Raw genomic sequence first — 23,241 nt, 5'->3', positions numbered from 1 at the left:
TTTGTTCAATTACCTCTCCATTCGTATTTGTTTCTAATAATTAGTCTAGGTGATTTTTTTAGGATAACACAGATAATGCTTTACTACAGGCTTCGTTAACGCTTTCAAATTTAGTTGATCAGATGCTTTTGCAATATCTTTTAACTTACCTTTTTTTGTGTAAATTTTTATAGGCTTATCAGAATTATAAGCTTGATGTTTAATGTTATTTGAAAAAACAAAATACTCTAACTCCTCATCGGTTAGATTTACTAGCTTTTGAAGTTTTCTCCTTCTTTTTTCAATATATTCTTCTGAAAATGGTTTCTCTTGAATTTCAATTCTTAAAAGATTTCTATCTATAATTTTCTTTGCTAAGGTAGATAGCACAAAATCTTCATGATTTTTCCATTCTTTGATAGCCGAAAAGATGTCATAATCATCCAACTCAGAAAATATCTGTAAGGTTTTCCCTGAAAAATTTTCACTAGTTATTTGATTATACAAAAAGTATTTTAATGCTGAACTTGCTGGCAGCTCCACTCCTTTTGTGGCTAAGTCTTTTGCTCGTTTTAAGATGCTAACTAAAAGATTTTCTGCTACTAATCCTGTTTTGTGTAAATACACCTGCCAATACATCAAACGACGTGCAATAATGAATTTTTCAACAGAATAAATTCCTTTTTGTTCTATTACCAATTCATTATCTACCACATTCATCATCGCAATTAAGCGATCGGAAGAAATGTTTCCTTCAGCAACACCAGTGTAAAAACTATCTCTTTTTAAATAATCTAATCTATCAATATCTAATTGACTTGATATTAATTGATATAAGAATTTACGAGGATGTTTTCCTTCAAAAACTTCAATGGCTAAACTTAATTTTCCGTCAAACTCCTCATTTATAGCTTTCATAAACTTTAAAGAAATCTCTTCGTGAGTAATTCCGTTAACAATACTATGCTCTAAAGCGTGTGAAAAAGCTCCGTGACCAATATCGTGCAATAAAATAGCTATGTATAAAGCATTCGCTTCATCTTCAGAAATTTCAACATTTTTTACGCGTAATACACGAACTGCTTTTTGCATTAAGTGCATACAACCAATTGCGTGATGAAAACGTGTGTGATTCGCCCCTGGATATACCAAATTTGACAATCCCATTTGAGTTACTCTACGTAATCTTTGAAAGTATGGATGCTCAATAATGTCAAAAATTAGTGAGTTTGGTATAGAGATAAATCCGTAAATCGGATCGTTAATTATCTTTAATTTATTGGTTGTCGATTTCTTCAAAATGTATAATTCCTTGAATTTTAAACAAAAAAATCATAATTTATCAACAAAACCAAATTAACGAGCGTTTAATTAACGTATTTTTAGCTTTTAAAAACGCAACAAAACTCCTTTTAGACGTTATTTACATGTATAGTCTACTATGACAACGATTTTGTTTTAGTAAAAATTTGATAAAAAATTATGATGAAAAACATACATATTCTTTGGGTTGATGATGAAATAGATTTATTAAAACCACACATATTATTTTTAGAAAAAAAGGACTACAAAGTAACTACTTGTACTAACGGAGCTGATGCAATTGATATGGTTGATGAAAACAATTTTGATATTGTTTTTTTAGATGAAAATATGCCAGGTATTTCTGGCTTGGAAGCCTTGTCTGAAATAAAACAGAAAAACCCTAACCTTCCTGTAGTTATGATTACCAAAAGTGAGGAAGAGTACCTTATGGAAGAAGCTATTGGATCTAAAATTGCTGATTATTTAATTAAGCCAGTAAATCCGAACCAAATATTATTGAGTTTAAAAAAGAATTTAGATCATTCTCGTTTAGTTTCAGAAAAAACCACTTCAAACTACCAACAAGAATTCAGAAAAATCTCAATGGATTTAGCCATGGTGAATTCCTATGAAGAATGGAGCGAACTCTATAAAAAACTAGTACACTGGGAGCTTGAATTAGAAGATATTAATGATACAGGAATGTTAGAGATTTTAGAATCTCAAAAATCGGAAGCTAATTCTCAGTTTTTTAAATTTATTAAAAAGAAGTATCAAAACTGGCTAACTAGCAACGATAAACCTACATTTTCTCATACTTTATTTAAAGATTATGTCGTTCCTAACTTGTCTAAAGAACAAGGAGTTTTATGGGTGGTAATCGATAATCTTCGTTATGATCAATACCGAGTTTTAGAGCCATTTATCAATAATTATTATAAAAAGGAAGAAGAGTACTCTTATTACAGTATTTTACCTACTGCTACGCAGTATGCTCGTAATGCGATATTTTCTGGACTCATGCCTTCAGAAATGGAAAAAAGATTCCCTAAAGATTGGAAAAATGATACTGATGAGGGTGGTAAAAACTTATTTGAAGCTGAATTTTTAGACGATCAAATTAAACGTTTAGGATTAGATATTAAGCATGAATATTACAAAATTGTTTCGCTAAAAAGCGGAAAAGATTTAGCCGACAATTACAACGGAACAAAGCAAAATGATTTAACCGCTGTTGTTTTTAACTTCGTTGATATGCTTTCACATGCTAAAACTGAAATGGAAGTAATTAAAGAATTGGCGGGTGATGATAAAGCATATCGTTCTTTAACGGTAAGTTGGTTTAAAAACTCTCCGCTATATGACATCATTCAAAAGGCGCAAAAATTAGGTCAAAAACTTATTATTACTACTGATCATGGTACGATAAACTGTAAACATCCTACCAAAGTTATCGGTGATAAAAATATCAGCTCAAACCTACGTTATAAAACAGGTAGAAGTTTAAGTTATGAAGATAAAGATGTATACGCAGTTAAAAATCCAAAGGATATATTTTTACCAACTGTAGCAATTAACAGTCCGTTTATTTTCACAAAAGAAGATTTGTTTTTTGCCTATCCTAATAACTATAATCACTTTGTAAAGTATTATAAAAACACCTATCAGCATGGTGGAATTTCGTTAGAAGAAATGATTATTCCCTGTGCAGTTTATAATCCGAAGTAATCAAAAAAAGGAAATTTATCTAACGTGTAAATTCTACTAGTCAAAACAAGTTTTCTTCTTTATTTTTGCTTTTATGAACAAAAACTATTCATTAAACGAATTAACAGCTATTGCTAAAGAAATCGTTGCAACAGCACCACATAAAATATTGTTGTTTTACGGGGAAATGGGCGTTGGTAAAACTACATTAATCAAAGAATTATGTAAAGTTTTAGGGGTTGAAGACATCGCTAGCTCCCCTACCTTTTCTTTAGTTAATGAATATAGAACGACCACCAATGAAACGGTTTATCATTTCGATTTTTACCGTATTGAGGATGAAGAAGAAGCCTATGACATGGGGGTTGAAGATTATTTTTACAGTAATAATTGGTGTTTAGTAGAATGGCCAGAAAACATTAAAAATTTACTACCTTTAGATACTGTTTCCATCTCAATTAGCTTATTAGAAAACGGGCAACGAAATATTCAATTAAAAACCAACTAATTACATGGGTTCTATTTCACCTTTTACCAAAGAGCAGTTAATGCCACAAACCGAAATGCTTGAAATTAAAAAGCAAAAAGGCGAATTGTTTATCGGTTTACCAAAAGAAACCCATTTTGAAGAAAAACGAATTAGTTTAACCCCTGATGCTGTAGGTGCTCTTGTTGCTCACGGACATCGAATTGTTGTTGAAACTGGTGCCGGAGACGGTGCAAATTACAGTGATAAAGAATACTCTGATGCTGGTGCAAAAATTTCGTACGATGTAAAAGAGGCTTTTGCTTGTAATATTGTTTTAAAAGTTGAACCGCCTTCTTTAGATGAAATTCAGATGTTAAATCCGCAAACGGTATTAATTTCTGCCTTACAACTTAAAACACAAGACAAAAAATACTTTGAAGCTTTAGCTAAAAAACGAATTACTGCTATTGCTTTTGACTATATTAAAGATGAACATGGTGTTTATCCTATTGTAAAATCATTAAGTGAAATTGCAGGAATTGCTTCTATGCATATTGCAGCTGAGCTTTTAACCACATCTAATGGTGGTAATGGTTTATTACTTGGTAATATTGGAGGGGTTCCTCCTACTGATGTCGTTATTTTAGGAGCTGGTACTGTTGGTGAATTTGCTGCTAGATCTGCTATTGGTTTAGGTGCAAGAGTTAAAGTTTTTGATAATTCAATAACTAAACTTAGAAAGCTACAAAGCTTTGTTAATTCTCCTATTTACACTTCTACAATCCAGCCAAAAACCCTTCAAAAAGCACTAATGCGTTGCGATGTAGCTATTGGAGCTATTAGAGGTAAGGATCGTTCGCCAGTTGTTGTTACCGAAGAAATGATAGAGCAAATGAAAGATGGCGCTGTAATTGTTGATGTAAGTATTGATAGAGGTGGTTGTTTTGAAACTTCTCAAATTACAACACATAGCAAACCTACCTTCTCTAATCATGGAGTAATTCACTATTGTGTTCCTAATATTCCCTCTAGGTATTCAAGAACAGCATCTGTATCTATTAGTAATATTTTCACTCCTTATTTATTAGAAATTGCTGAAGAAGGAGGCTTTGAAAATGCCGCTCGTTTTGATAAGAGCTTACGTAATGGTATGTATTTTTATCACGGAATCTTAACGAATAAAACAGTAGCTGATTGGTTTGATTTACCTTACAGAGATATCAACTTGCTCTTTTTCTAAAGTTTCAAAAACGAGGTATAATAAAGTAAAAATGTTACCAAAAGAATAATATAAGTTATTACTTTTGCCTTTCAATTTTAAAGTATGCAGTGGTTAAAACGTTTTGGTTATTATTTAATAGGTATTGCCTTGGGTAGTTTAGTAGTTCTTTTTATTTGGAAAGGAAAAGATGTTTCTTTTGACTACGGAATGGATGCTCGTACCTTAAAAACGATCAGGATTAAAGAACGTTTATTTTCTGAACAAGCTCAACAAGTATTAGCTACCTCAAAAATTGACACTACTACAATTTCAACTATTTTAACCCATGGTGATGTTGACTTTGGAAAAAGTAAACCTCGTTTAAAACCTTGTGCTGAGTATTTTATTACTGGAAAAGATAGCTTAAAACATATTGATTTATACGTAATACGCTGCGGTTCTACGTCAACTATCGATAAAATTACGATTAACTAACAGTTTTTGTATTTGTCATATAAGCCTACTCCATTCAAAATCATCGGGACAATTTTTTCTAATCGTTTTTGTTTGGTAGCTTCTCTTTTTGCTTCAGATATATAATCTGAAAACTCTCTTTGTTTACTCAAAGAAAAAACGTTGAAAGCCTCTTTTAATCTCTCATTTTTATCAAACTCTAAATGAAGTTCTTCAGGAATCGACAAAGGTTTTGTATTCCTTTTAACCTTTAATTCTTTTCCTTCTTCAGAATTTTTAATTGCTTCTAAAGCATATTGTTTTACTAAATCAGGCTGAATATCTTCTACTATATAAAACCTCCATTGACGCATCGCTTGTGTTTTTCCTTCTTGCGCATTGACCAACTTTTTTTGTTCATCAATTAAAAAACTTCCTTGAAAAAACCACAATCCGCAATAATTTTTAAAAGCTGAAAGCCCTACTATATTTTTTCCTTTATGAACATAAACAGGTGCTCCCCATTTAACAGTTTCTTCAAAACCTATTTCTAACAAAACAGAACGCAAGAGATTCAACTCTTGCGTCCATGTATTTTTATCATTGATATATTCTGTTACTTTAGCATTCATTAAGCTATCGGCTCTTCTAATGAAACCATCCAATTTACACCATATTTATCTCGTAACATTCCAAATTTACCTCCCCAAAAAGCTTCTTCAAGAGGCATCATTACAAAAGCTCCTTCTGAAAGTCCATTAAAAATAGCCACAGCTTCATCTTCGTCTCCAGTATTTATACTAACTGCAAAGTTATTTCCTTTGGTAAAAGCCTCATGTTCATTCAAATAATCAGACCCCATAAGAGCAATATTTCCTGCTTCTAACATACAGTGCATTGTTAATTCCATAGCCTCAGCAGGTACATTTTTACATACTTCTTCTGGTGCATCTTTAAATTGCATTAACATGGTTACTTCTCCACCTAATACATCTGCATAAAAAGTCATTGCTTCTTTGCAGTTTCCATTAAAATGTAAATACGTACTTGCTTGCATATCATTTGTTTTTTTTAGTTAGCTATATCACTTGTAAATTTTATACGCATTAAACGTAATTCATCATCATCATAATCGCCATCAAACTCATCTAAAGCATCTTGAATTTTATCTGTTTCAGCTTCCATGAAATACTCATGGATTTCTTCTTGCTGATCTTCATCTAACAAATCATCAATTGCATAATCGATGTTCAACTTAGTACCAGAAAACACAATAGCTTCCATTTCTTTTATCAACTCAGACATTTCTAACCCTTTTGAACTTGCTATATCTTCTAAAGGTAGTTTTCTATCTGTATTCTGAATAATATATAGTTTTAATCCTGAATTTACTCCTGTACTCTTAACGATTAAGTCATCAGGACGCATGATATCATTTTCCTCTACATATTTAGATATCAATGCTACAAAGTCTTTACCATATTTTTTCGCTTTTCCTTCTCCAACCCCATGAACTTTTGCTAATTCATCTAAATCAATTGGATATTTTAAAGCCATATCATCTAACGATGGATCTTGAAAAACTGCAAAAGGAGGAACTCCTAATCGTTTTCCTACAGTTTTTCTTAGATCTTTCAGCATTGCCACCAACTTATCATCAACTCCTCCGGCATTTGACTTTTCGTTTGTTATTATGGTACCGTCATCAGCTGTTTCGTAGACATGGTTTTCAGTCATCATAAAAGAAACAGGATTTTTCATAAACTGTTTTCCTTCTTTTGTGATTTTTAATACCCCGTACTGTTCAATCTCTTTTTTAATAAGATCTGCCACCAATACCTGACGAATTAACGCCATCCAATAATGATTATCTTTAGCTTTTCCTACCCCAAAAAATGGTTGTTCGTTTGTTTTGTGCGACTTTAGTAATGCATTTTCTTTGCCTATTATAGTATTTACTATTTCTTTAGGCTTATACATTTCACTAGTATTTTTAATAACCGATAATAAAGTTACTACTTCGTCTTTTGCTTCGTGCTTTTTCTTCGGATTACGCATATTGTCATCCATATCAGCTCCTTCACCATTTACTTCATCGAATTCTTCTCCAAAATAGTGTAACAAATATTTACGCCTATTCATTGAAGTTTCTGCGTATCCTACTACTTCTTGCAACAATGCATGTCCAACCTCTTGTTCAGCTACTGGCTTATTAGCCATAAATTTTTCAAGCTTTTCTATGTCTTTATATGAATAGAAAGTTAAACAGTAACCTTCACCTCCATCTCGACCTGCTCTACCTGTTTCTTGGTAATAACTTTCTAAACTTTTAGGAATATCATGGTGGATAACGTAGCGTACATCTGGTTTGTCGATTCCCATACCAAAAGCGATAGTAGCAACAACAACATCACAGTCTTCCATCAAAAACATGTCCTGATGCTTTACTCTCGTTTTAGCATCTAAGCCTGCATGATACGGAACTGCATTGATACCATTTACTTGTAAAACCTGAGCTATTTCTTCTACTTTTTTTCGACTCAAGCAATAAATAATCCCAGATTTACCTTGTCGTTGTTTTATAAAACGAATGATATCTTTTTCAACTTCTTTGGTTTTTGGACGTACTTCGTAAAATAAATTGGCTCTGTTAAAGGATGCTTTGAAGACGTTTGCATCCGTCATTCCTAGTGTTTTTAATATATCTTCTTGAACTTTCTCAGTAGCAGTAGCTGTTAAACCAATAATTGGTACATTATCAATTTGTTTAATAATACTACGTAAATTTCTGTATTCAGGTCTAAAATCGTGTCCCCACTCTGAAATACAGTGTGCTTCATCAATTGCTACAAAAGATATTTTTTGGTTTCTTAAAAAATCTACATATTCTTCTTTAATAAGTGATTCTGGAGCTACATATAATAATTTAGTAACACCAGACTCTATGTCAGATTTTACTTGGGCAATCTCCGATTTGTTTAATGAAGAGTTTAAAACATGAGCTATTCCATGGTTTTCAGAAATACCTCTAATAGCATCTACCTGATTCTTCATCAAAGCAATTAAAGGTGAAATTACAATAGCTGTACCTTCTTTCATTAGTGCTGGTAATTGGTAACACAGCGATTTACCTCCCCCTGTTGGCATGATTACAAATGTGTTATGATTTTCTAACACACTATTCACTACAGCTTCCTGTAGCCCTTTGAACTTATTAAACCCGAAGATCTTTTTTAATGATCCATATAAATCCGTCTGCTCTTTATTCATCTTCTAATATCAAAAATTAAAAACGAGAACTAATTTACAAAAAATCCTAACAATAAACAGCCGAAACTTTCTTTTTATTAAAAAGATTTTCTTCCTAAATATTCCTATTTTTACACTCTAAAAATTTCTTAAAACTTTTTTAACTTGAAAGACGCAAACGCTACTCTCTCAATAGCAAAAGAAACTATACTTATAAAAAGTAATACTCTTGCTAATTTAGCAAAATTATTAAATAGCTCTTATACAAGTGTTGTAACTTTATCGTTAAGTTTAAAGATAACAACAGCTATACTAACACGATTCTCTTTCAATATTAATTAAATACAAAGTTTTCTAATATGGCAGAAAAAGAAATGTCTTTTTTAGATCATCTTGAAGAATTAAGATGGCATTTAGTTAGAAGTTTTACTGCAATTTTTGTGGTAGCAATTGTCATTTTTGCAAATATCAAGTTTGTATTTAATGAAATTTTATTAGCACATTTAAAACCTGATTTCGCTACTTATAAATTCTTCTGCAAAACATTTACTGCTATAGGAATTGATAGTAGTTTTTGTAATATAAGTTTTAACCAAACACTACAAGCTTTAAACCCTACTCAGCAATTAATGACGGGAATTTGGTCTTCGCTAATTTTAGGTTTTGTGGTTGCTTTCCCGTATGTTTTATGGGAGATATGGCGTTTTATAGCTCCTGGTCTTCATCAAAATGAAAGAAAGAAATCTAAAGGATTTATTTTCACTTCCTCTTTCTTATTTTTCTTAGGAGTTTTATTTAGCTATTACGTTATTTTACCAATGTCTGTTTATTTCTTTTACAATTTTGAAATATCAGATGCTATCCAAAATAACTTTAAAGTTGATGCTTATATAGGTCTAATAACCAATACTCTCATAGGAGTTGCTGTATTTTTTGAGTTGCCTGTAGTAATTTATTTCCTTTCTAAAATAGGATTGATTACTCCTGAATTTTTACGAAAATATCGTAAACATGCATTAGTTGTTGTCTTGATTTTATCAGCAATTATAACACCTCCTGACGTTGCAAGTCAAATAATTGTATCGGTTCCTATCATGATTTTATATGAGATTAGTATTTATATCTCAAAGTTTGTAATAAAAAAACAACAAAAGAATGTCACAAAAAGTCCAAGAGTTTAATGAGTACCGTTCAAAAATGAACGAGAAAATTCTAGCATCAGATAATAAAGTAATCAAACGTATTTTTAATTTAGATACTAATGCTTATGCAGAAGGTCATTTGTCAGTAAAAACCAAAGAATTATTAGGTTTGGTTGCTTCTGCTGTATTACGTTGCGACGATTGTATTGCTTATCATTTAGAAACAGCGTATAAAAATGGCGTTACCAAGGAAGAAATGATGGAAACTATGAGTATTGCTACTTTAGTAGGCGGAACCATTGTGATTCCTCATTTACGAAGAGCTGTAGAGTTTTGGGAAGCTTTAGAAAACGAAGCTTAACTTTATCGTGCAATTGTTTAAGAGGATTTTAAGAAACTGTTTTGTTACTTTTACACTTTTAAACAATTCCACTTTCAACTATAAGAAATGAAATTAAGAGCAGATAACATACAAAAAGTTTACGGTAACAGAAAAGTTGTAAAAGGTATTTCTTTAGAGGTAGAGCAAGGTGAAATTATCGGGTTACTTGGTCCTAACGGAGCAGGAAAAACAACTTCTTTTTATATGATTGTTGGTATGATTAAGCCAAATGACGGTCATATATTTTTAGATGATGAAGAAATAACTACCGATGCCATGTACAAGCGTGCTCAAAAAGGAATTGGTTATTTAGCGCAAGAAGCTTCTGTTTTTAGAAAACTATCTGTTGAAGATAATATTATGTCTGTTTTAGAATTTACAAACAGAACCAAAGCTGAAAGAAAACAACGCTTAGAAGAATTAATTGATGAATTTAGTTTAGGTCATGTTCGTAAAAACCGTGGTGACTTATTATCTGGTGGAGAACGCCGTAGAACAGAAATAGCTCGTTGTTTAGCTTCTGATCCTAAATTTATTTTATTAGATGAGCCTTTTGCAGGTGTAGACCCAATTGCCGTAGAGGATATTCAAGGAATCGTTGCTCAATTAAAGAATAAAAACATCGGTATTTTAATTACAGATCACGATGTACAAGCTACCTTAGCTATTACTGATAGAACTTATTTAATGTACAATGGTGGTATTTTAAAAGAAGGTACCCCTGAAGAGTTGGCAGAAGACGAAACAGTTCGTAAGGTATATCTTGGAAAAGATTTTGAACTAAAAAAGAAGAATTTTGAGAATAATCATGCCATTACTCAGAATCATTTTATAATTGAAAGTGCTAAAGAAGATGAAATTCTAGCCTCTTTTTCTGAAGTTTATCATAATCACAATTTAAAAGAAGGATTCAAACTATACAGAAAAAAGGGAAATACCAGTTCTTTCCTTGTTATCCCTTCTGATCAGACAAACTTTGTTGATTTTTGCAATATCTGTATTGATATTAAAAATATAGGCGTGAAAGGAAACATTAAAGTTTCTGATCACAGCTATAGTAAAATTGCCAACTATAACGATTGGTGTAATTTCGAAATAGACACTGATAAAGTTATATTAACGAATAGAAACAATGAAAACTGGGATATCTTCAAAGGCGGAGACTATTCAAAAAACAAACATATAAGTAAACCTTTTGCTGAAGATAAATTATCCTTAGATAACTACCACTTCATAATGGATATTTATGATCCTGAAAAAAAGTAATTAATACAAAAAACCACGTTGTTAACAACGTGGTTTTTTTATGACTAAACTCTTCCACTCGAGGTTGTTTTTATACTATTTTGACGAAAGTTTTTTATCTGAATTATTTACAAGAGATAACACTACATATGAAAGAATAATCATAGGTACTGCAACTATCTTTAAGGTAATAATTAACACTACAGATAAAGCTAAGAACACATATTTTATCACATTATCTTTAAAATAAAAGTTTTTAAACTTTAAAGAAAATAACGGAATTTCAGCATTCATCAAATACGTAAATAATGCAGTTATAGTCAATAAAAAATATTGATTTTCTATCAAACCTATAAAAAAAGATTCTTTATCAAACTGAGCTATTAATGGTAATGAAATTACAAATAAACTCATTGCTGGTGTTGGTACACCAATAAAACTATCCGATTGACGTTCATCGATATTAAACTTAGCTAAACGATACCCAGCTCCTAGTGTTAATATCAACCCTAAATATGGCAAGTTACTACCGGTAGCTCCGTATGTATCAACTCCAAAGTAACCAACAGCATCAACATCAAAAGCATTTACTAACATTTGCATCATCACAATTCCAGGTACTACACCACTCGTTACCATATCTGCTAAACTATCCAATTGTTTTCCTAACTCTCCTTGAACGTTTAACATACGTGCTGCAAATCCATCAAAAAAATCAAAAAGAATTCCTGTCATTACTAAAATTGCTGTTGCAAAGAAGTCTCCTTTAATAGCAAAAACAGTAGCAATGGTACCACATAACAAGTTTCCTAACGTCAATAAATTTGGAATGTATTTTTTGATATTCATAGTGTTTCATAATTTACAGCTAAAATAAGAAATCATTTGATGAGTTTTATGTTTTAGCTATTTTTTGTCATATTTGTTATAAATGCTATAACGCAGTATTATGCCAATTATTTCAGACATATTTTCACCCAGCTTACCTTTTAAGAACGGACATTTTAACACAATTTATCGTCCTTTATTCATGAAAAACACAATTGTGTACAACCGAACAAGAGTAACAACTTGGGATGCTGATTTTATAGATTTAGATTTTTCTTTCGTAGGTTCAAAAAGCTTAGTATTGTTAATTCACGGATTAGAAGGGAGTTCACAATCAAACTATATGATTACCACTTCTAATTACCTTAATAAAAAAGGGTTTGATACTGTTTGCATGAATCTAAGAGGCTGCAGCGGTGAAGATAATTTACTTTTAGAAACATACCACAGTGGTAAAACTGATGATGTTGATTTTATCATCAAGTATCTTAATAAAAATTACAGTTACGATGAAATTATTCTTATCGGATTTAGCTTAGGAGGAAACCTAACGTTAAAGTATTTGGGTGAGTTTAGCGACATTCCTTCAGAAGTAAAAGGAGGTGTAGCTGTTTCTGTCCCCGTTGATTTAACCTCTTCTCAAGCTGAATTGAACAAGCTAAAAAACAAAATATACCTGAATGAGTTTTTAAAAACCATGAAATTAAAACTTCTAAAAAAGGCTGAAAAATTTCCTGATTTTAAACTCAACAAAGAATTGTTATTTAAAGCAAGTAAGTTTCGTCACTTAGAAAAACAATACACAGTTCCTGTCTTTGGTTTCGAAAGTTCTGAAGACTATTGGCAAAAAGCAAGCTCAAAACCTTTTATTCCTGAAATAAAAGTCCCAACATTACTTATAAATGCTTTAAACGATAGTTTTTTATCAAAAGAGTGCTTTCCTACAAAAGAAGCCAAAAACATGAAGAACTTTTATTTGTTAACCCCAAATTATGGCGGACATGTTGGTTTTATATCATCTTTTACCAATACTGAAAATGACTGGTTAGAAAAACGCATTGCTCAATTTATAGAGGAAACTATTGGAATTAAACATTAACTTAAAAATTCATAACTATATGAATCGGTTTTATGATATTTGTAAAACACTCATGTAGTTTAGCTTTTTATGATGATAAAAAAATTTGCTTTCATTTTACTTACTTTATTAAGTATTACCGTAGGAATTTCTCAAAATACCAATACTTTAACTTTATCTAAATTTTCACAAATAAGTGTAATTACCTCAGGACCAGGAGAAGCTTTATATGAAAAATTTGGGCACACAGCGGTTCGTGTAAAAGATCCTGTTTTGCAAATTGATTTAATATATAACTACGGTATTTTCGATTTTGAAGACCCTAACTTTTATATCAATTTTACAAAAGGATTTATGAAATATAAATTGGCTCGCTATCCATTTTATTTATCCTTAAAAAGCGCACAACAAGATGGTCGCTGGGTTAAAGAACAAGTTTTAAACTTAACACAGCTACAAAAATATGAGTTTTTTAAATTTTTAGAAAACAATGCGCTTCCTGAAAACGCAAGCTACTTCTACGATCCATTTTTTGACAATTGCGCTACCAGACCTCGTGATATCATCCAAAAAGTAGTAGGAGACAGTTTACTTTTTAAAGATGATTTTGTTTCAGAAGATTTATCACTGAGACAATTAATGAATAAAGAAATCAACCCGAATACATGGGGAAGCTTAGGAATTAATATAGCATTAGGAAGCAAACTAGATAAAATAGCTACTCCTTCAGAATATTTATACCTCCCTGATTATGTTTTTGAAGCTTTAAAGGTTTCCAAGATTATCAAAGGTGATAAAGAAGAAGATTTAGTTCAAAAAACGAACCTTTTACTAGATTTTGAAGAAAAAAAATCAAAAAGTGACACTTTTAGTCCATTTTTAGCAATTTTACTCTTTTCTCTATTAGGACTATTTATTACTTATAAAGACATAAAAAACTCAAAAAGAAGTAAATGGCTTGACTTTACGTTGTTTTTTACAACAGGAATTTTAGGTTTATTAATTGTATTCTTATGGTTTTTTACCAACCATTCAACAGCACCAAATAATTTTAATTTTTTATGGGCATTTGCTCCTAATATAGTTGTAGCTTTCTTCTTATTAAAAAAAGAACCACCTATGTGGATTCGTAAATACTGTTTAGTTTTATTAGCTTTTTTACTACTTATTCCTATAATATGGCTTACTAAAATACAACTATACACCTACCCTATGATTCCTTTATTTATACTATCAGGAATTCGTTATTGGTATCTACAAAAAACTTTGAAGCGCTAATTCATACCCTTGTAAACCAAATCCGAAAAGAACTCCTTTTGCATTCGGGGCGATATAGCTTACATGTCGAAACTCCTCTCTTGCATGTATGTTAGAAATATGCACTTCAACTACAGGAGTTTCAATTGCTTTTACAGCATCACCAATACCAACAGAGGTATGTGTATAAGCAGCTGCGTTTAGAATAATACCATCATAATCAAAACCAACTTCGTGTAGTTTATCTATTATTTCTCCTTCTATATTCGACTGAAAGTACTCCAATTCTACAATGGTATACTTCTTCTTCAACTCTTTAAAAAAATCTTCAAAAGAATTTGAACCATAAATAGTCGGCTCTCTTTTCCCTAATAAATTTAAGTTCGGTCCGTTAATTATAATTATTTTTTTCATCTCTAGTATTTCTTGTAAAAATAACTTTTTTAATTTTCCTTTATAAAAAAAGGAAGCAGTTTTGCTTCCTTTTTAAAGTTTATTTTAAAATACTTCTTAGAAGTGTAATGCGAAACCAACATTTAATTGGAAAGAGTTAAAATCTTCAGTATCTCCTAAACCTAAGTTATATCTTAAACCTGGCTCAATACTTACCATATCTCCTAAGAAAATAGCATACCCAGCTTGAAAACCTAAGAAAGATGCATCATAAGCATCATATGAAGCTCCTGAATAATCAATTTGTACTGGAATCATACTAGAAATATAATATTTTGCTCCAATCTTGTAAGAAAAAGCATCATCAGCACCTCTATCATTGTACCCTAAACCTAACTTAATAGCTAAGTCATCCATGATGAAATACCCTGCTTCAGCTCCAATTCCCCAAGATGTTACTGATCCTCCACCAGGCATATCTTCTGAAGACAAGTAAAAACCTGTTGCAGCACCGTGAGCAGCTCCAAAACCAGTGTTACCCTCTACTAACCATTTCCCTTTAGCTGTTTGTCCGTTAGCCTCTTGTGCGTTAGCTGTAAAACCTGCAGCAACCATAGCAATTACTAATAATAATTTTTTCATAATTTTTAAATTTATAATTTTAAGTTTGAGCAGCAAAAATAACTGTATTTTTATTTTTTATCATATTTTTTTTAAAAAACATTTCTCTTTTTAATAATGAACTGGAATCAAACTATTTACGACTATACTAATTATTTAAAAATTGAAAGAGGACTTTCAAAAAACTCGATAGATAGCTATACAAGGGATATAAATAAACTTTTTTTATTTGTAGAAAATCTAGAAAACACTCCTTCACCAATTCATATAACTACAGAAACTATCCAACAATTCATTTATGAAACTAGTAAAAATATCAATGCTCGTAGTCAAGCTCGGTTAATTTCTGGACTTCGTAGTTTTTTTGATTATTTAGTTTTTGAAGACTATCGAAAAGATAATCCAACCGATTTAATTGAAAGCCCGAACATTACAAGAAAACTTCCTGATACGTTAGAAAAAGAAGATATAGATAAGTTAATTGCTGCTATCGATTTAAGTCACCCTCAAGGAGAGCGTAATAAAACCATTATAGAAACTATTTACAGTTGCGGACTCCGTGTAAGCGAATTAATTAATTTACAACTCTCTGATTTATTTTTTGATGAAGGCTATATTCAAGTTCTTGGAAAAGGAAATAAATATCGTTTTGTTCCTATTCATATTACCACTATTCATCGATTGAACTTCTATATTAATGAAATCAGATCTCAAATAACTCCTAAAAAGGAAGATGAAGACACTGTTTTTCTAAATAGAAGAGGTAAAAAGTTAACTCGCCAAATGATTTTTATTATTTTAAAAGAATTAGCTCAAAAAATCAATCTTAAAAAAAGTATTGGTCCGCATACATTGAGACACTCTTTTGCTACGTATTTACTAAAAAACGGAGCAGATTTACGTGTTATTCAACAATTATTAGGTCATGAAAGTATTACGACTACCGAAATTTATGTGCATTTAGACAATAGTTATCTTAAAGAAGTTGTTGAATTACATCACCCTAGAAGTAATTTTAATTTAAATGAAGAGGAAATATAAACGAAACTTTCGGGTACAAAAAAAGGCAAGCTACCTACATCACACCGCTACGACCTAATACCCTTGCTGCGTTCCCGCCCTGGGGGGATTCAAAGGGAGCTGGTTGTGTAGGACTTGCCTCTGCAAATTTACAACGATTTTTCCGTAAAAAACAACAAAATTTGCATAAAAAATCTGTAACATTTCTAAGTTTTTGAATACTAATAGGTTGTTGCTTTTATTTTTTGCTTTCACCAGTATTAAATAAACGTAACATTAAAAAAGAATATATTTGTATCACTAACTAAAATTACACAATGGAAAATCAAGCAAACAGCAAAAGCACAATTTTAAACTACGGATTGTATCTAGGTATTATTGGAGTTTTTATTCATTTAGCATTTTATGCAACAGGTACCTTAATCAAATTTGGCTGGTTAAGTGGAATCATTAGCTTTGTAGCAATGGTTGCTATTATCATTCTAGGAATCAAAAAGTTTAAAAACGATAATGGCGGGTTTTTAACCTTTGGGCAAGCTTTAAAAGTAGGGGTTGGTATTGCTGTTATTAGCGCTGTAATTACTACCGTTTACACATTATTATTTACAAATGTTATTGAGCCAGATTTTCAAACTCAAATGATGGAAGTACAAAAGCAAGCGTGGTTAGATGCAGGTATGAACGATGAACAAATTGAAGCTTCAGAAGCTATGGCTGAAAAATTTAGTAGCCCTGTAATAACTATTCCGGTGTCTTTAGTTGTTTCAGCTTTCTTCGGATTTATCATTTCTGCAATTGGAGGCGCTATCATGAAAAAAACAGAAGAAGAACAATATTAAAACATAGTTTAAACAGGTTAAAGTTTTACATAAAAGTAATACTTCGTAACTTTACCTGATAAATTTTGAACTAATTATATGGATATATCGGTAGTAATACCTCTTCTTAATGAAGAAGAGTCTTTACACGAATTACACGATTGGATTGCAAATGTCATGCAATCCAATCAGTTTTTATACGAACTCATTTTTATAGATGATGGTAGCACAGATACTTCTTGGAGTGTTATTAAAGAGTTATCGGCTAAAAACAAATCAGTTAAAGGAATTCGTTTTCAAAAAAATTACGGAAAATCTCAAGCGTTAGATGCTGGTTTTGGTATAGCACAAGGGCAAGTGGTTATTACCATGGATGCTGACTTACAAGACAGTCCAGATGAAATTCCTGAATTATATAAACTCATTACAGAAGATAACTTCGATTTAATTTCTGGTTGGAAGAAGAAGCGCTACGACAATGTTGTAACCAAAAACATTCCTTCGAAGTTATTTAATTGGGCAGCTCGTAAAACATCAGGACTTAAATTACACGATTTTAACTGCGGATTAAAAGCTTACAAAAATGAAGTAGTTAAAGCAGTAAAAGTAAGCGGTGAAATGCATCGTTACATTCCTGTTTTAGCTAAAAATGAAGGCTTTAATCGTATTGATGAAAAAGTAGTACAACACCAAGCTCGTAAATACGGAGTTACCAAGTTTGGTATGGATCGTTTTGTAAACGGTTTTTTAGATTTAATTACTATTTCCTTTTTATCTAAGTTTGGTAAGCGCCCTATGCACTTTTTTGGTTTATGGGGAACCTTAATGTTTATTTTCGGATTCTTGTCTGCTTTTTTTATTGGAGTGATGAAAATTTACCACCTAACTGTGGGAGTAAAAGCAATACTAGTTACAAATAACCCTTGGTTTTACATAGCCTTAACTTCTATGATTTTAGGAACTCTTATGTTTTTAGCAGGCTTCTTAGGTGAGCTAATAATTAAGAGCAATCCACAACAAAAACATTACAAAATTAAAGACCAACTGAATTTTTAAACTCGTACCTTTGTACGTTTTTTAATTTGACACATGAAAGAGATTTTAAACAACGCTAAACAGTGGCTTTCTGACGCTTTCGATTCGGAAACACAACAAGAAATTCAGCAATTAATTGACGCTAATGCTGAGGATTTAGCTGATCGTTTTTATAAAAATTTAGAATTCGGAACAGGTGGAATGCGCGGAATTGTAGGCGCAGGTACCAACCGAATTAATAAGTATACTTTAGGTAAAGCAACTCAAGGCTTAAATAATTACTTACACAAAACTTACCCTAATAAAGCATTAAAAGTAGCTATCGGTTACGATTGTCGCCACGACAGTGAATGGCTAGCTAAAGTGGTTGCGAATGTTTTATCAGCAAACAACATTCAAGTGTTTTTGTTTGAAGATATGCGCCCTACTCCAGAGTTATCTTTTGCGGTAAATTACTTAGGATGTGATGCTGGAATCGTATTAACCGCTTCACACAATCCGCCAGAATATAACGGATATAAAGTATATTGGAATGATGGTGGGCAAATTGTGCCTCCACAAGATACTGAAATTATAGACGAAGTAAACTCTTTAGACTTTTCTGAAATTAATTTCAATGCAAAAGAAGAATTGATAACTTCTATCGGAAGCGAAATTGATGAAGCCTTTTGGAAAGCTTCTTTAGCGAATGGAACTTTTGATATTAAAGGGCGTGAAGATTTAAAAATCGTATTCACTTCTTTACATGGAACGTCTATCAAGTTAATTCCTGAAGTTTTAAAACGTGCAGGTTATACTCAAGTTCATATTGTTGAAGAACAAGCTACTCCTGATGGTGATTTCTCTACGGTAGAATCTCCAAATCCTGAAGAACCAGCAGCTCTTAAAATGGCGGTAGATTTAGCTAATAAAATTGACGCTGATATCGTATTGGGAACCGATCCTGATTCAGACAGAATTGGAATTGCTGTTAGAGATATAGATGGAAACATGACTTTGTTAAACGGAAATCAAACCATGAGTATGATGACCGATTTCTTAATCAATGATTGGAAAAAACAAGGAAAACTAAACGGAAAACAATTTGTAGGCTCTACAATTGTCTCTACCAATTTAGTGAATGAAATTGCAGATTCATATGGAGTTGAAACCAAAGTTGGATTGACTGGTTTTAAATGGATTGCTAAAATGATTAAAGACCACCCTGAACTTGATTTTATTGGTGGTGGTGAAGAAAGTTTTGGTTATATGGTAGGTGATTTTGTACGCGATAAAGATGCGGTTACCTCTGCCCTACTAGCTTGTGAAATCGCTGGTGATGCAAAAGCTAATAACAGTTCTTTCTATAAAGAATTATTAAACTTATATACACGTCATCATTTATATAAAGAACATTTAATTTCTTTAGTTAAAAAGGGAATGGATGGAGCGCAACAAATCAAACAAATGATGGTTGATTTACGTAACAATCCTTTTACTGAAATCGACGGTTCTAAAGTTGAATTCTTATATGATTATCAATCTTCAACAAGAAAAAATTTAATCACTGGTGAAGAAATAACAATCGATATTCCTGAATCGAATGTATTAATCTATCACACAGAAGACGGAACTAAAATTGCAGCACGTCCAAGTGGTACAGAACCAAAAATCAAATTCTATTTTAGTGTAAAAACTAAATTAAATACTATTAATGAAATTGCTGAAGTAGAAAATGATTTAGACGCTAAAATTCAACGTATTATTAAAGAATTAAATTTATAATGGACTATTTTAAAAAGATTATTAAATACGCCATTCCCTACAAAAAGTATGGTTTATTAAATGTACTATTTAATATCTTGTATGCTTTTTTTTCTACTCTTTCTTTTTTAGCATTAATACCAATGCTAGATGTTATTTTTAAACCCGATTCTCCTAAAGTTACTGTAAAACCAGTTTTTGAAGGTGTTTCAAAAATAATCGAGTATTTTAAAGAAACTATATCTTTTTATATATACCAAGTTGCTGGTGATGATAAAGCTAAGGCATTAATGCTTGTTGTTGGTTTAGTTATTATTACTTTCTTTTTTAAAAATATCTTTAATTACTTAGCTATGTATTTTATTACATTTTTAAGAAATGGAGTTTTAAAAGACATTAGAAACGAACTGTATAAAAAAACAATTGAGCTACCTCTTGCTTACTTTTCAGAAAAAAGAAAAGGCGATACTATGGCAAGAATTGGTACAGATGTATTAGAAATACAACATTCTTTTTTATCTATTTTAGAAATGTTAGTGCGAGAACCATTAACCATCGTTTTTACCATTGTAGCTATGGTTGCTATTAGCTTTAAACTAACGCTTTTTGTTTTTATTTTCATCCCTCTTTCTGGGTATATCATCTCTTTAATAGGTAAAAGTTTAAAGCGAAAATCAGATAATGTACAAAAAGAGCAAGGGTATTTTTTATCACTGTTAGAAGAAACTTTAGGCGGACTGAAAGTTATTAAAGGGTTTACTGCTGAAAAAGAATTTCAGCAAAAGTTTGAAGACTCAACCAATCGATTCTATCACTACTCTAACACACTATTAAACAGAACGAACTTAGCAAGTCCTGCAAGTGAATTTTTAGGAATTGGAGTTATTGCTGTGTTACTTTGGTATGGTGGTCAGCTAGTTATTACAGATGGTTCTTTAGATGGTGAAGATTTTATTGCTTATATGGGATTAGCCTATAATATTTTAACTCCTGCTAAAGCTATATCTAAAGCAAGTTACAATGTAAAAAGAGGAAATGCAGCAGCAGAACGTATTTTAGAAATTTTAGAAACTAAAAACCCTCTTGAAGATGTTGAAAATGCAGTTGATAAGAAAACATTTGATGCTGAAATTACTATTAACAATATTTCTTTTAAATATGAAGACAATTACGTTTTAAAAGATTTTTCTTTATCCATTCCTAAAGGAAAAATGGTAGCTTTAGTTGGACAATCAGGAAGTGGAAAATCAACCATAGCAAACCTATTAACTCGTTTTTATGATGTAAATGAAGGAGCAATCCTAATTGATGGAACAGATATCAAAAACATCAAAAAACATTCACTACGTCAATTAGAAGGTCTGGTTACTCAAGACTCTATTTTATTTAACGATACCATAAAAAACAATATTACTTTAGGTATTGAAGGTAAAAGCGACGAAGAAATTATCGAAGCAGCAAAAATTGCCAATGCTCATGAGTTCATTAAAGACTTACCGAATGGTTATGATACTAATATTGGTGATAGCGGAAATAAACTTTCAGGCGGACAAAAACAGCGTTTAAGCATTGCTCGTGCGGTTCTTAAAAATCCGCCAATTATGATTTTAGATGAAGCTACTTCAGCTTTAGATACTGAATCAGAAAAATTGGTACAAGATGCATTAGAAAAAATGATGCAAAACAGAACATCTGTGGTCATTGCGCACCGTTTGTCTACCATTCAAAAAGCAGATTTGATTGTAGTTATGCAAAAAGGAAAAATTGTAGAACGAGGAACACACGAAGAATTGATTTCTAAAAGTGGAATTTATAAGAAACTTGTTGACATGCAGTCGATAGGATAAAAAAAGAGAAGCAAATGCTTCTCTTTTTTTTTTATCCTTATTCTTGATTTATTTTTAATCCTAACTGCTCTCCTTTTTCAATCATAAATTGATAAGAAGCATCGTGTTCATTCGGAATTTTACCATCTAAAATAGCTTCTTTTATCGCTTCTTTTATCTGACCAATTTCTCTACAAGGTTTCAAATTAAAAGCTTCCATAATCTCTTCACCAGTAATCGGAGGTTGAAAATTACGAACTCGATCACGTTCTTCTACCTCTTTTATTTTTTGACGAACAAGCTCGAAATTTTTATGATAACGTTTAAATTTCTTCGGATTTTTAGTCGTAATATCTGCTTCACACAGTGTCATTAAAGATTCTACATCATCTCCTGCATCAAAAATTAAACGACGTACAGCAGAATCTGTCACTTCACTTGCTAAAACAATTGGACGAGAGCTTAACATCACCATTTTTTGAACAAATTTCATCTTATTGTTCAATGGCATTTTTAAACGTTTAAATAACTTATACACCATCTTCGACCCCACAAATTCATGAGAATGGAACGTCCAACCTATTTTTTTGTGATAACGTTTTGTGGGTGCCTTACCTATGTCGTGCAACAAGGCTGACCAACGAAGCCATACATCATTCGTGTTTTCAGAAATATTATCAACTACTTCTAAGGTATGATAAAAATTATCTTTATGCTTTTGTCCTTCTACCTCTTCTACTCCTTTTAAAGCAATTAGTTCTGGTAAAATTCTCTCTAACAATCCCGTTTTTTCTAACAGTAAAAACCCGATAGACGGTACTGGAGATTCTATAATCTTGTTCAACTCAACCACAATACGCTCACGAGTAATAATATCAATTCTCGAAGCATTCTTTGTAATTGCATTTAAAGAGTTCTCTTCTATTTCGAAATTCAATTGGGTAGCAAAACGAATAGCACGCATCATACGTAACGGATCGTCAGAATAGGTAATATCAGGGTCTAATGGTGTTCTAATTATTTTAGCTTCCAAATCAGCTATTCCTCCAAAAGGATCTAACAATAATCCAAAATCATCTTCATTCAGACTCAATGCTAATGCATTAATCGTAAAATCTCTCCTGTTTTGATCGTCTTGTAAAGTTCCTTCAGAAACTTCAGGATTTCTACTCTCTTCTGAATATGATTCTTTACGAGCGCCTACAAACTCCACTTCAATATCTTGAAAACGCAACATGGCTGTTCCGTAAGTTTTAAACACTTGAACTTTTGGTTTGTTTGGTAGTAATTTGGCTACTTTTTGTGCTAGTTCTATCCCACTTCCAACAGCAACCACATCTACATCTTTGGCTGTGCCTCGTTGTAAAATAAAATCACGTACGAAACCACCAATTACGTAGCTTTCTAGTTGTAATTCTTTAGCTGCTTGGGATATATATTGAAATATTTCTGCGGAAATTGCTTCCTTAAAATATTGTTTTTGCATACAA

Annotated in this window: 21 protein-coding genes, 1 other RNA gene and 1 pseudogene; 14 read left to right on the top strand and 9 right to left on the bottom strand. The window is 31.7% G+C overall.

Annotation, left to right across the window (positions count from 1 at the left end; all coding sequences use genetic code 11):
• Positions 1-45: 45 nt before the first annotated feature.
• Positions 46-1,278 carry an HD domain-containing protein gene (locus ACR9ES_RS01305; protein ID WP_435254799.1) on the bottom strand — a complete coding sequence of 411 codons (1,233 nt, stop codon included), beginning with the start codon at positions 1,276-1,278 and terminating at the stop codon, positions 46-48.
• 186 nt (positions 1,279-1,464) lie between these two features.
• Here ACR9ES_RS01305 and ACR9ES_RS01300 point away from each other — a divergent pair, with 186 nt between their 5' ends.
• The 4 genes from ACR9ES_RS01300 (at position 1,465) to ACR9ES_RS01285 (ending at position 5,156) form a co-directional block, all read left to right on the top strand.
• Complete coding sequence (locus tag ACR9ES_RS01300) at positions 1,465-3,012, top strand: response regulator (RefSeq protein WP_435255609.1); 1,548 nt, start codon at positions 1,465-1,467, stop codon at positions 3,010-3,012.
• Positions 3,013-3,085: 73 nt separating this feature from the next.
• Positions 3,086-3,499, top strand: a complete 414-nt coding sequence (gene tsaE, locus ACR9ES_RS01295; protein ID WP_435254798.1) for a tRNA (adenosine(37)-N6)-threonylcarbamoyltransferase complex ATPase subunit type 1 TsaE — start codon at positions 3,086-3,088, stop codon at positions 3,497-3,499.
• 4 nt (positions 3,500-3,503) lie between these two features.
• Positions 3,504-4,700, top strand: coding sequence for an alanine dehydrogenase (locus ACR9ES_RS01290; protein WP_435254797.1), 1,197 nt, complete (start codon positions 3,504-3,506; stop codon positions 4,698-4,700).
• 84 nt (positions 4,701-4,784) lie between these two features.
• A complete protein-coding gene (locus tag ACR9ES_RS01285) occupies positions 4,785-5,156 on the top strand; it encodes a DUF4258 domain-containing protein (RefSeq protein WP_299001906.1) in 372 nt (123 codons plus the stop codon).
• Here ACR9ES_RS01285 and ACR9ES_RS01280 read toward each other — a convergent pair.
• Genes ACR9ES_RS01280 through ACR9ES_RS01270 form a run of 3 tightly spaced genes read right to left on the bottom strand, consistent with a single transcriptional unit; the run spans position 5,153 to position 8,384 of the window.
• Positions 5,153-5,779, bottom strand: coding sequence for a YdeI/OmpD-associated family protein (locus tag ACR9ES_RS01280; protein WP_435254796.1), 627 nt, complete (start codon positions 5,777-5,779; stop codon positions 5,153-5,155). The genes ACR9ES_RS01285 and ACR9ES_RS01280 overlap by 4 nt on opposite strands.
• Positions 5,746-6,171, bottom strand: a complete 426-nt coding sequence (locus ACR9ES_RS01275) for a VOC family protein (RefSeq protein ID WP_435254795.1) — start codon at positions 6,169-6,171, stop codon at positions 5,746-5,748. Before ACR9ES_RS01275 ends, ACR9ES_RS01280 begins: the two co-directional genes overlap by 34 nt.
• A 14-nt stretch (positions 6,172-6,185) precedes the next feature.
• On the bottom strand, positions 6,186-8,384 hold the full coding sequence (locus tag ACR9ES_RS01270; RefSeq protein WP_274634182.1) for a RecQ family ATP-dependent DNA helicase: 2,199 nt from the start codon (positions 8,382-8,384) through the stop codon (positions 6,186-6,188).
• A gap of 338 nt (positions 8,385-8,722) precedes the next feature.
• Here ACR9ES_RS01270 and tatC point away from each other — a divergent pair, with 338 nt between their 5' ends.
• From tatC to lptB, 3 genes and pseudogenes are all read left to right on the top strand, one after another.
• Positions 8,723-9,544 carry a twin-arginine translocase subunit TatC gene (gene tatC / locus ACR9ES_RS01265; RefSeq protein ID WP_435254794.1) on the top strand — a complete coding sequence of 274 codons (822 nt, stop codon included), beginning with the start codon at positions 8,723-8,725 and terminating at the stop codon, positions 9,542-9,544.
• Positions 9,519-9,866 (top strand): carboxymuconolactone decarboxylase family protein, encoded by a 348-nt coding sequence (locus tag ACR9ES_RS01260; protein WP_028891915.1) that lies wholly within the window; start codon positions 9,519-9,521, stop codon positions 9,864-9,866. Before tatC ends, ACR9ES_RS01260 begins: the two co-directional genes overlap by 26 nt.
• Positions 9,867-9,953: 87 nt before the next feature.
• Positions 9,954-10,688, top strand: a pseudogene (gene lptB / locus ACR9ES_RS01255) (LPS export ABC transporter ATP-binding protein); the annotation flags it as partial.
• A gap of 540 nt (positions 10,689-11,228) precedes the next feature.
• Here the strand turns inward: lptB and ACR9ES_RS01250 are convergent.
• The gene (locus ACR9ES_RS01250; protein ID WP_299001979.1) at positions 11,229-11,975 is read right to left on the bottom strand and encodes a CDP-alcohol phosphatidyltransferase family protein; all 747 of its coding nucleotides are present in this window, start codon (positions 11,973-11,975) and stop codon (positions 11,229-11,231) included.
• Positions 11,976-12,162: 187 nt separating this feature from the next.
• Between ACR9ES_RS01250 and ACR9ES_RS01245 the strand changes: the two genes are divergently transcribed.
• Together ACR9ES_RS01245 and ACR9ES_RS01240 are read left to right on the top strand one after the other, a co-directional pair.
• Positions 12,163-13,059, top strand: coding sequence for a YheT family hydrolase (locus ACR9ES_RS01245; RefSeq protein ID WP_435254793.1), 897 nt, complete (start codon positions 12,163-12,165; stop codon positions 13,057-13,059).
• A gap of 72 nt (positions 13,060-13,131) precedes the next feature.
• Positions 13,132-14,316 (top strand): DUF4105 domain-containing protein, encoded by a 1,185-nt coding sequence (locus tag ACR9ES_RS01240; RefSeq protein ID WP_435254792.1) that lies wholly within the window; start codon positions 13,132-13,134, stop codon positions 14,314-14,316.
• On the opposite strand, the gene aroQ is transcribed toward ACR9ES_RS01240, so the two are convergent.
• On the bottom strand, positions 14,293-14,709 hold the full coding sequence (gene aroQ / locus ACR9ES_RS01235; protein ID WP_435254791.1) for a type II 3-dehydroquinate dehydratase: 417 nt from the start codon (positions 14,707-14,709) through the stop codon (positions 14,293-14,295). The two genes, ACR9ES_RS01240 and aroQ, sit on opposite strands and share 24 nt — an antisense overlap.
• Positions 14,710-14,805: 96 nt before the next feature.
• Positions 14,806-15,330 carry a hypothetical protein gene (locus ACR9ES_RS01230; protein WP_435254790.1) on the bottom strand — a complete coding sequence of 175 codons (525 nt, stop codon included), beginning with the start codon at positions 15,328-15,330 and terminating at the stop codon, positions 14,806-14,808.
• 96 nt (positions 15,331-15,426) lie between these two features.
• Here ACR9ES_RS01230 and xerA point away from each other — a divergent pair, with 96 nt between their 5' ends.
• Positions 15,427-16,350, top strand: coding sequence for a site-specific tyrosine recombinase/integron integrase (xerA, locus tag ACR9ES_RS01225; RefSeq protein ID WP_435254789.1), 924 nt, complete (start codon positions 15,427-15,429; stop codon positions 16,348-16,350).
• 20 nt (positions 16,351-16,370) lie between these two features.
• Here xerA and ffs read toward each other — a convergent pair.
• Positions 16,371-16,470: signal recognition particle sRNA small type (gene ffs, locus ACR9ES_RS01220), an RNA gene on the bottom strand.
• Positions 16,471-16,646: 176 nt separating this feature from the next.
• Between ffs and ACR9ES_RS01215 the strand changes: the two genes are divergently transcribed.
• From ACR9ES_RS01215 to ACR9ES_RS01200, 4 genes are all read left to right on the top strand, one after another.
• Positions 16,647-17,168: a DUF4199 domain-containing protein gene (locus tag ACR9ES_RS01215; protein ID WP_435254788.1), complete on the top strand. Its 522-nt coding sequence runs from the start codon at positions 16,647-16,649 to the stop codon at positions 17,166-17,168.
• A 78-nt stretch (positions 17,169-17,246) separates the two neighbouring features.
• Positions 17,247-18,203: a glycosyltransferase gene (locus ACR9ES_RS01210; protein ID WP_435254787.1), complete on the top strand. Its 957-nt coding sequence runs from the start codon at positions 17,247-17,249 to the stop codon at positions 18,201-18,203.
• Positions 18,204-18,236: 33 nt separating this feature from the next.
• Complete coding sequence (locus ACR9ES_RS01205; RefSeq protein WP_435254786.1) at positions 18,237-19,946, top strand: phospho-sugar mutase; 1,710 nt, start codon at positions 18,237-18,239, stop codon at positions 19,944-19,946.
• On the top strand, positions 19,946-21,772 hold the full coding sequence (locus ACR9ES_RS01200; RefSeq protein ID WP_435254785.1) for an ABC transporter ATP-binding protein: 1,827 nt from the start codon (positions 19,946-19,948) through the stop codon (positions 21,770-21,772). Before ACR9ES_RS01205 ends, ACR9ES_RS01200 begins: the two co-directional genes overlap by 1 nt.
• 37 nt (positions 21,773-21,809) lie before the next feature.
• On the opposite strand, the gene ACR9ES_RS01195 is transcribed toward ACR9ES_RS01200, so the two are convergent.
• A complete protein-coding gene (locus ACR9ES_RS01195; RefSeq protein WP_435254784.1) occupies positions 21,810-23,237 on the bottom strand; it encodes a CCA tRNA nucleotidyltransferase in 1,428 nt (475 codons plus the stop codon).
• Positions 23,238-23,241: the final 4 nt, after the last annotated feature.

The sequence above is a fragment of the Tenacibaculum sp. A30 genome, from assembly GCF_051200845.1.
GTDB lineage: Bacteria > Bacteroidota > Bacteroidia > Flavobacteriales > Flavobacteriaceae > Polaribacter.
This window is presented reverse-complemented; position numbering and strand designations above follow the sequence as displayed.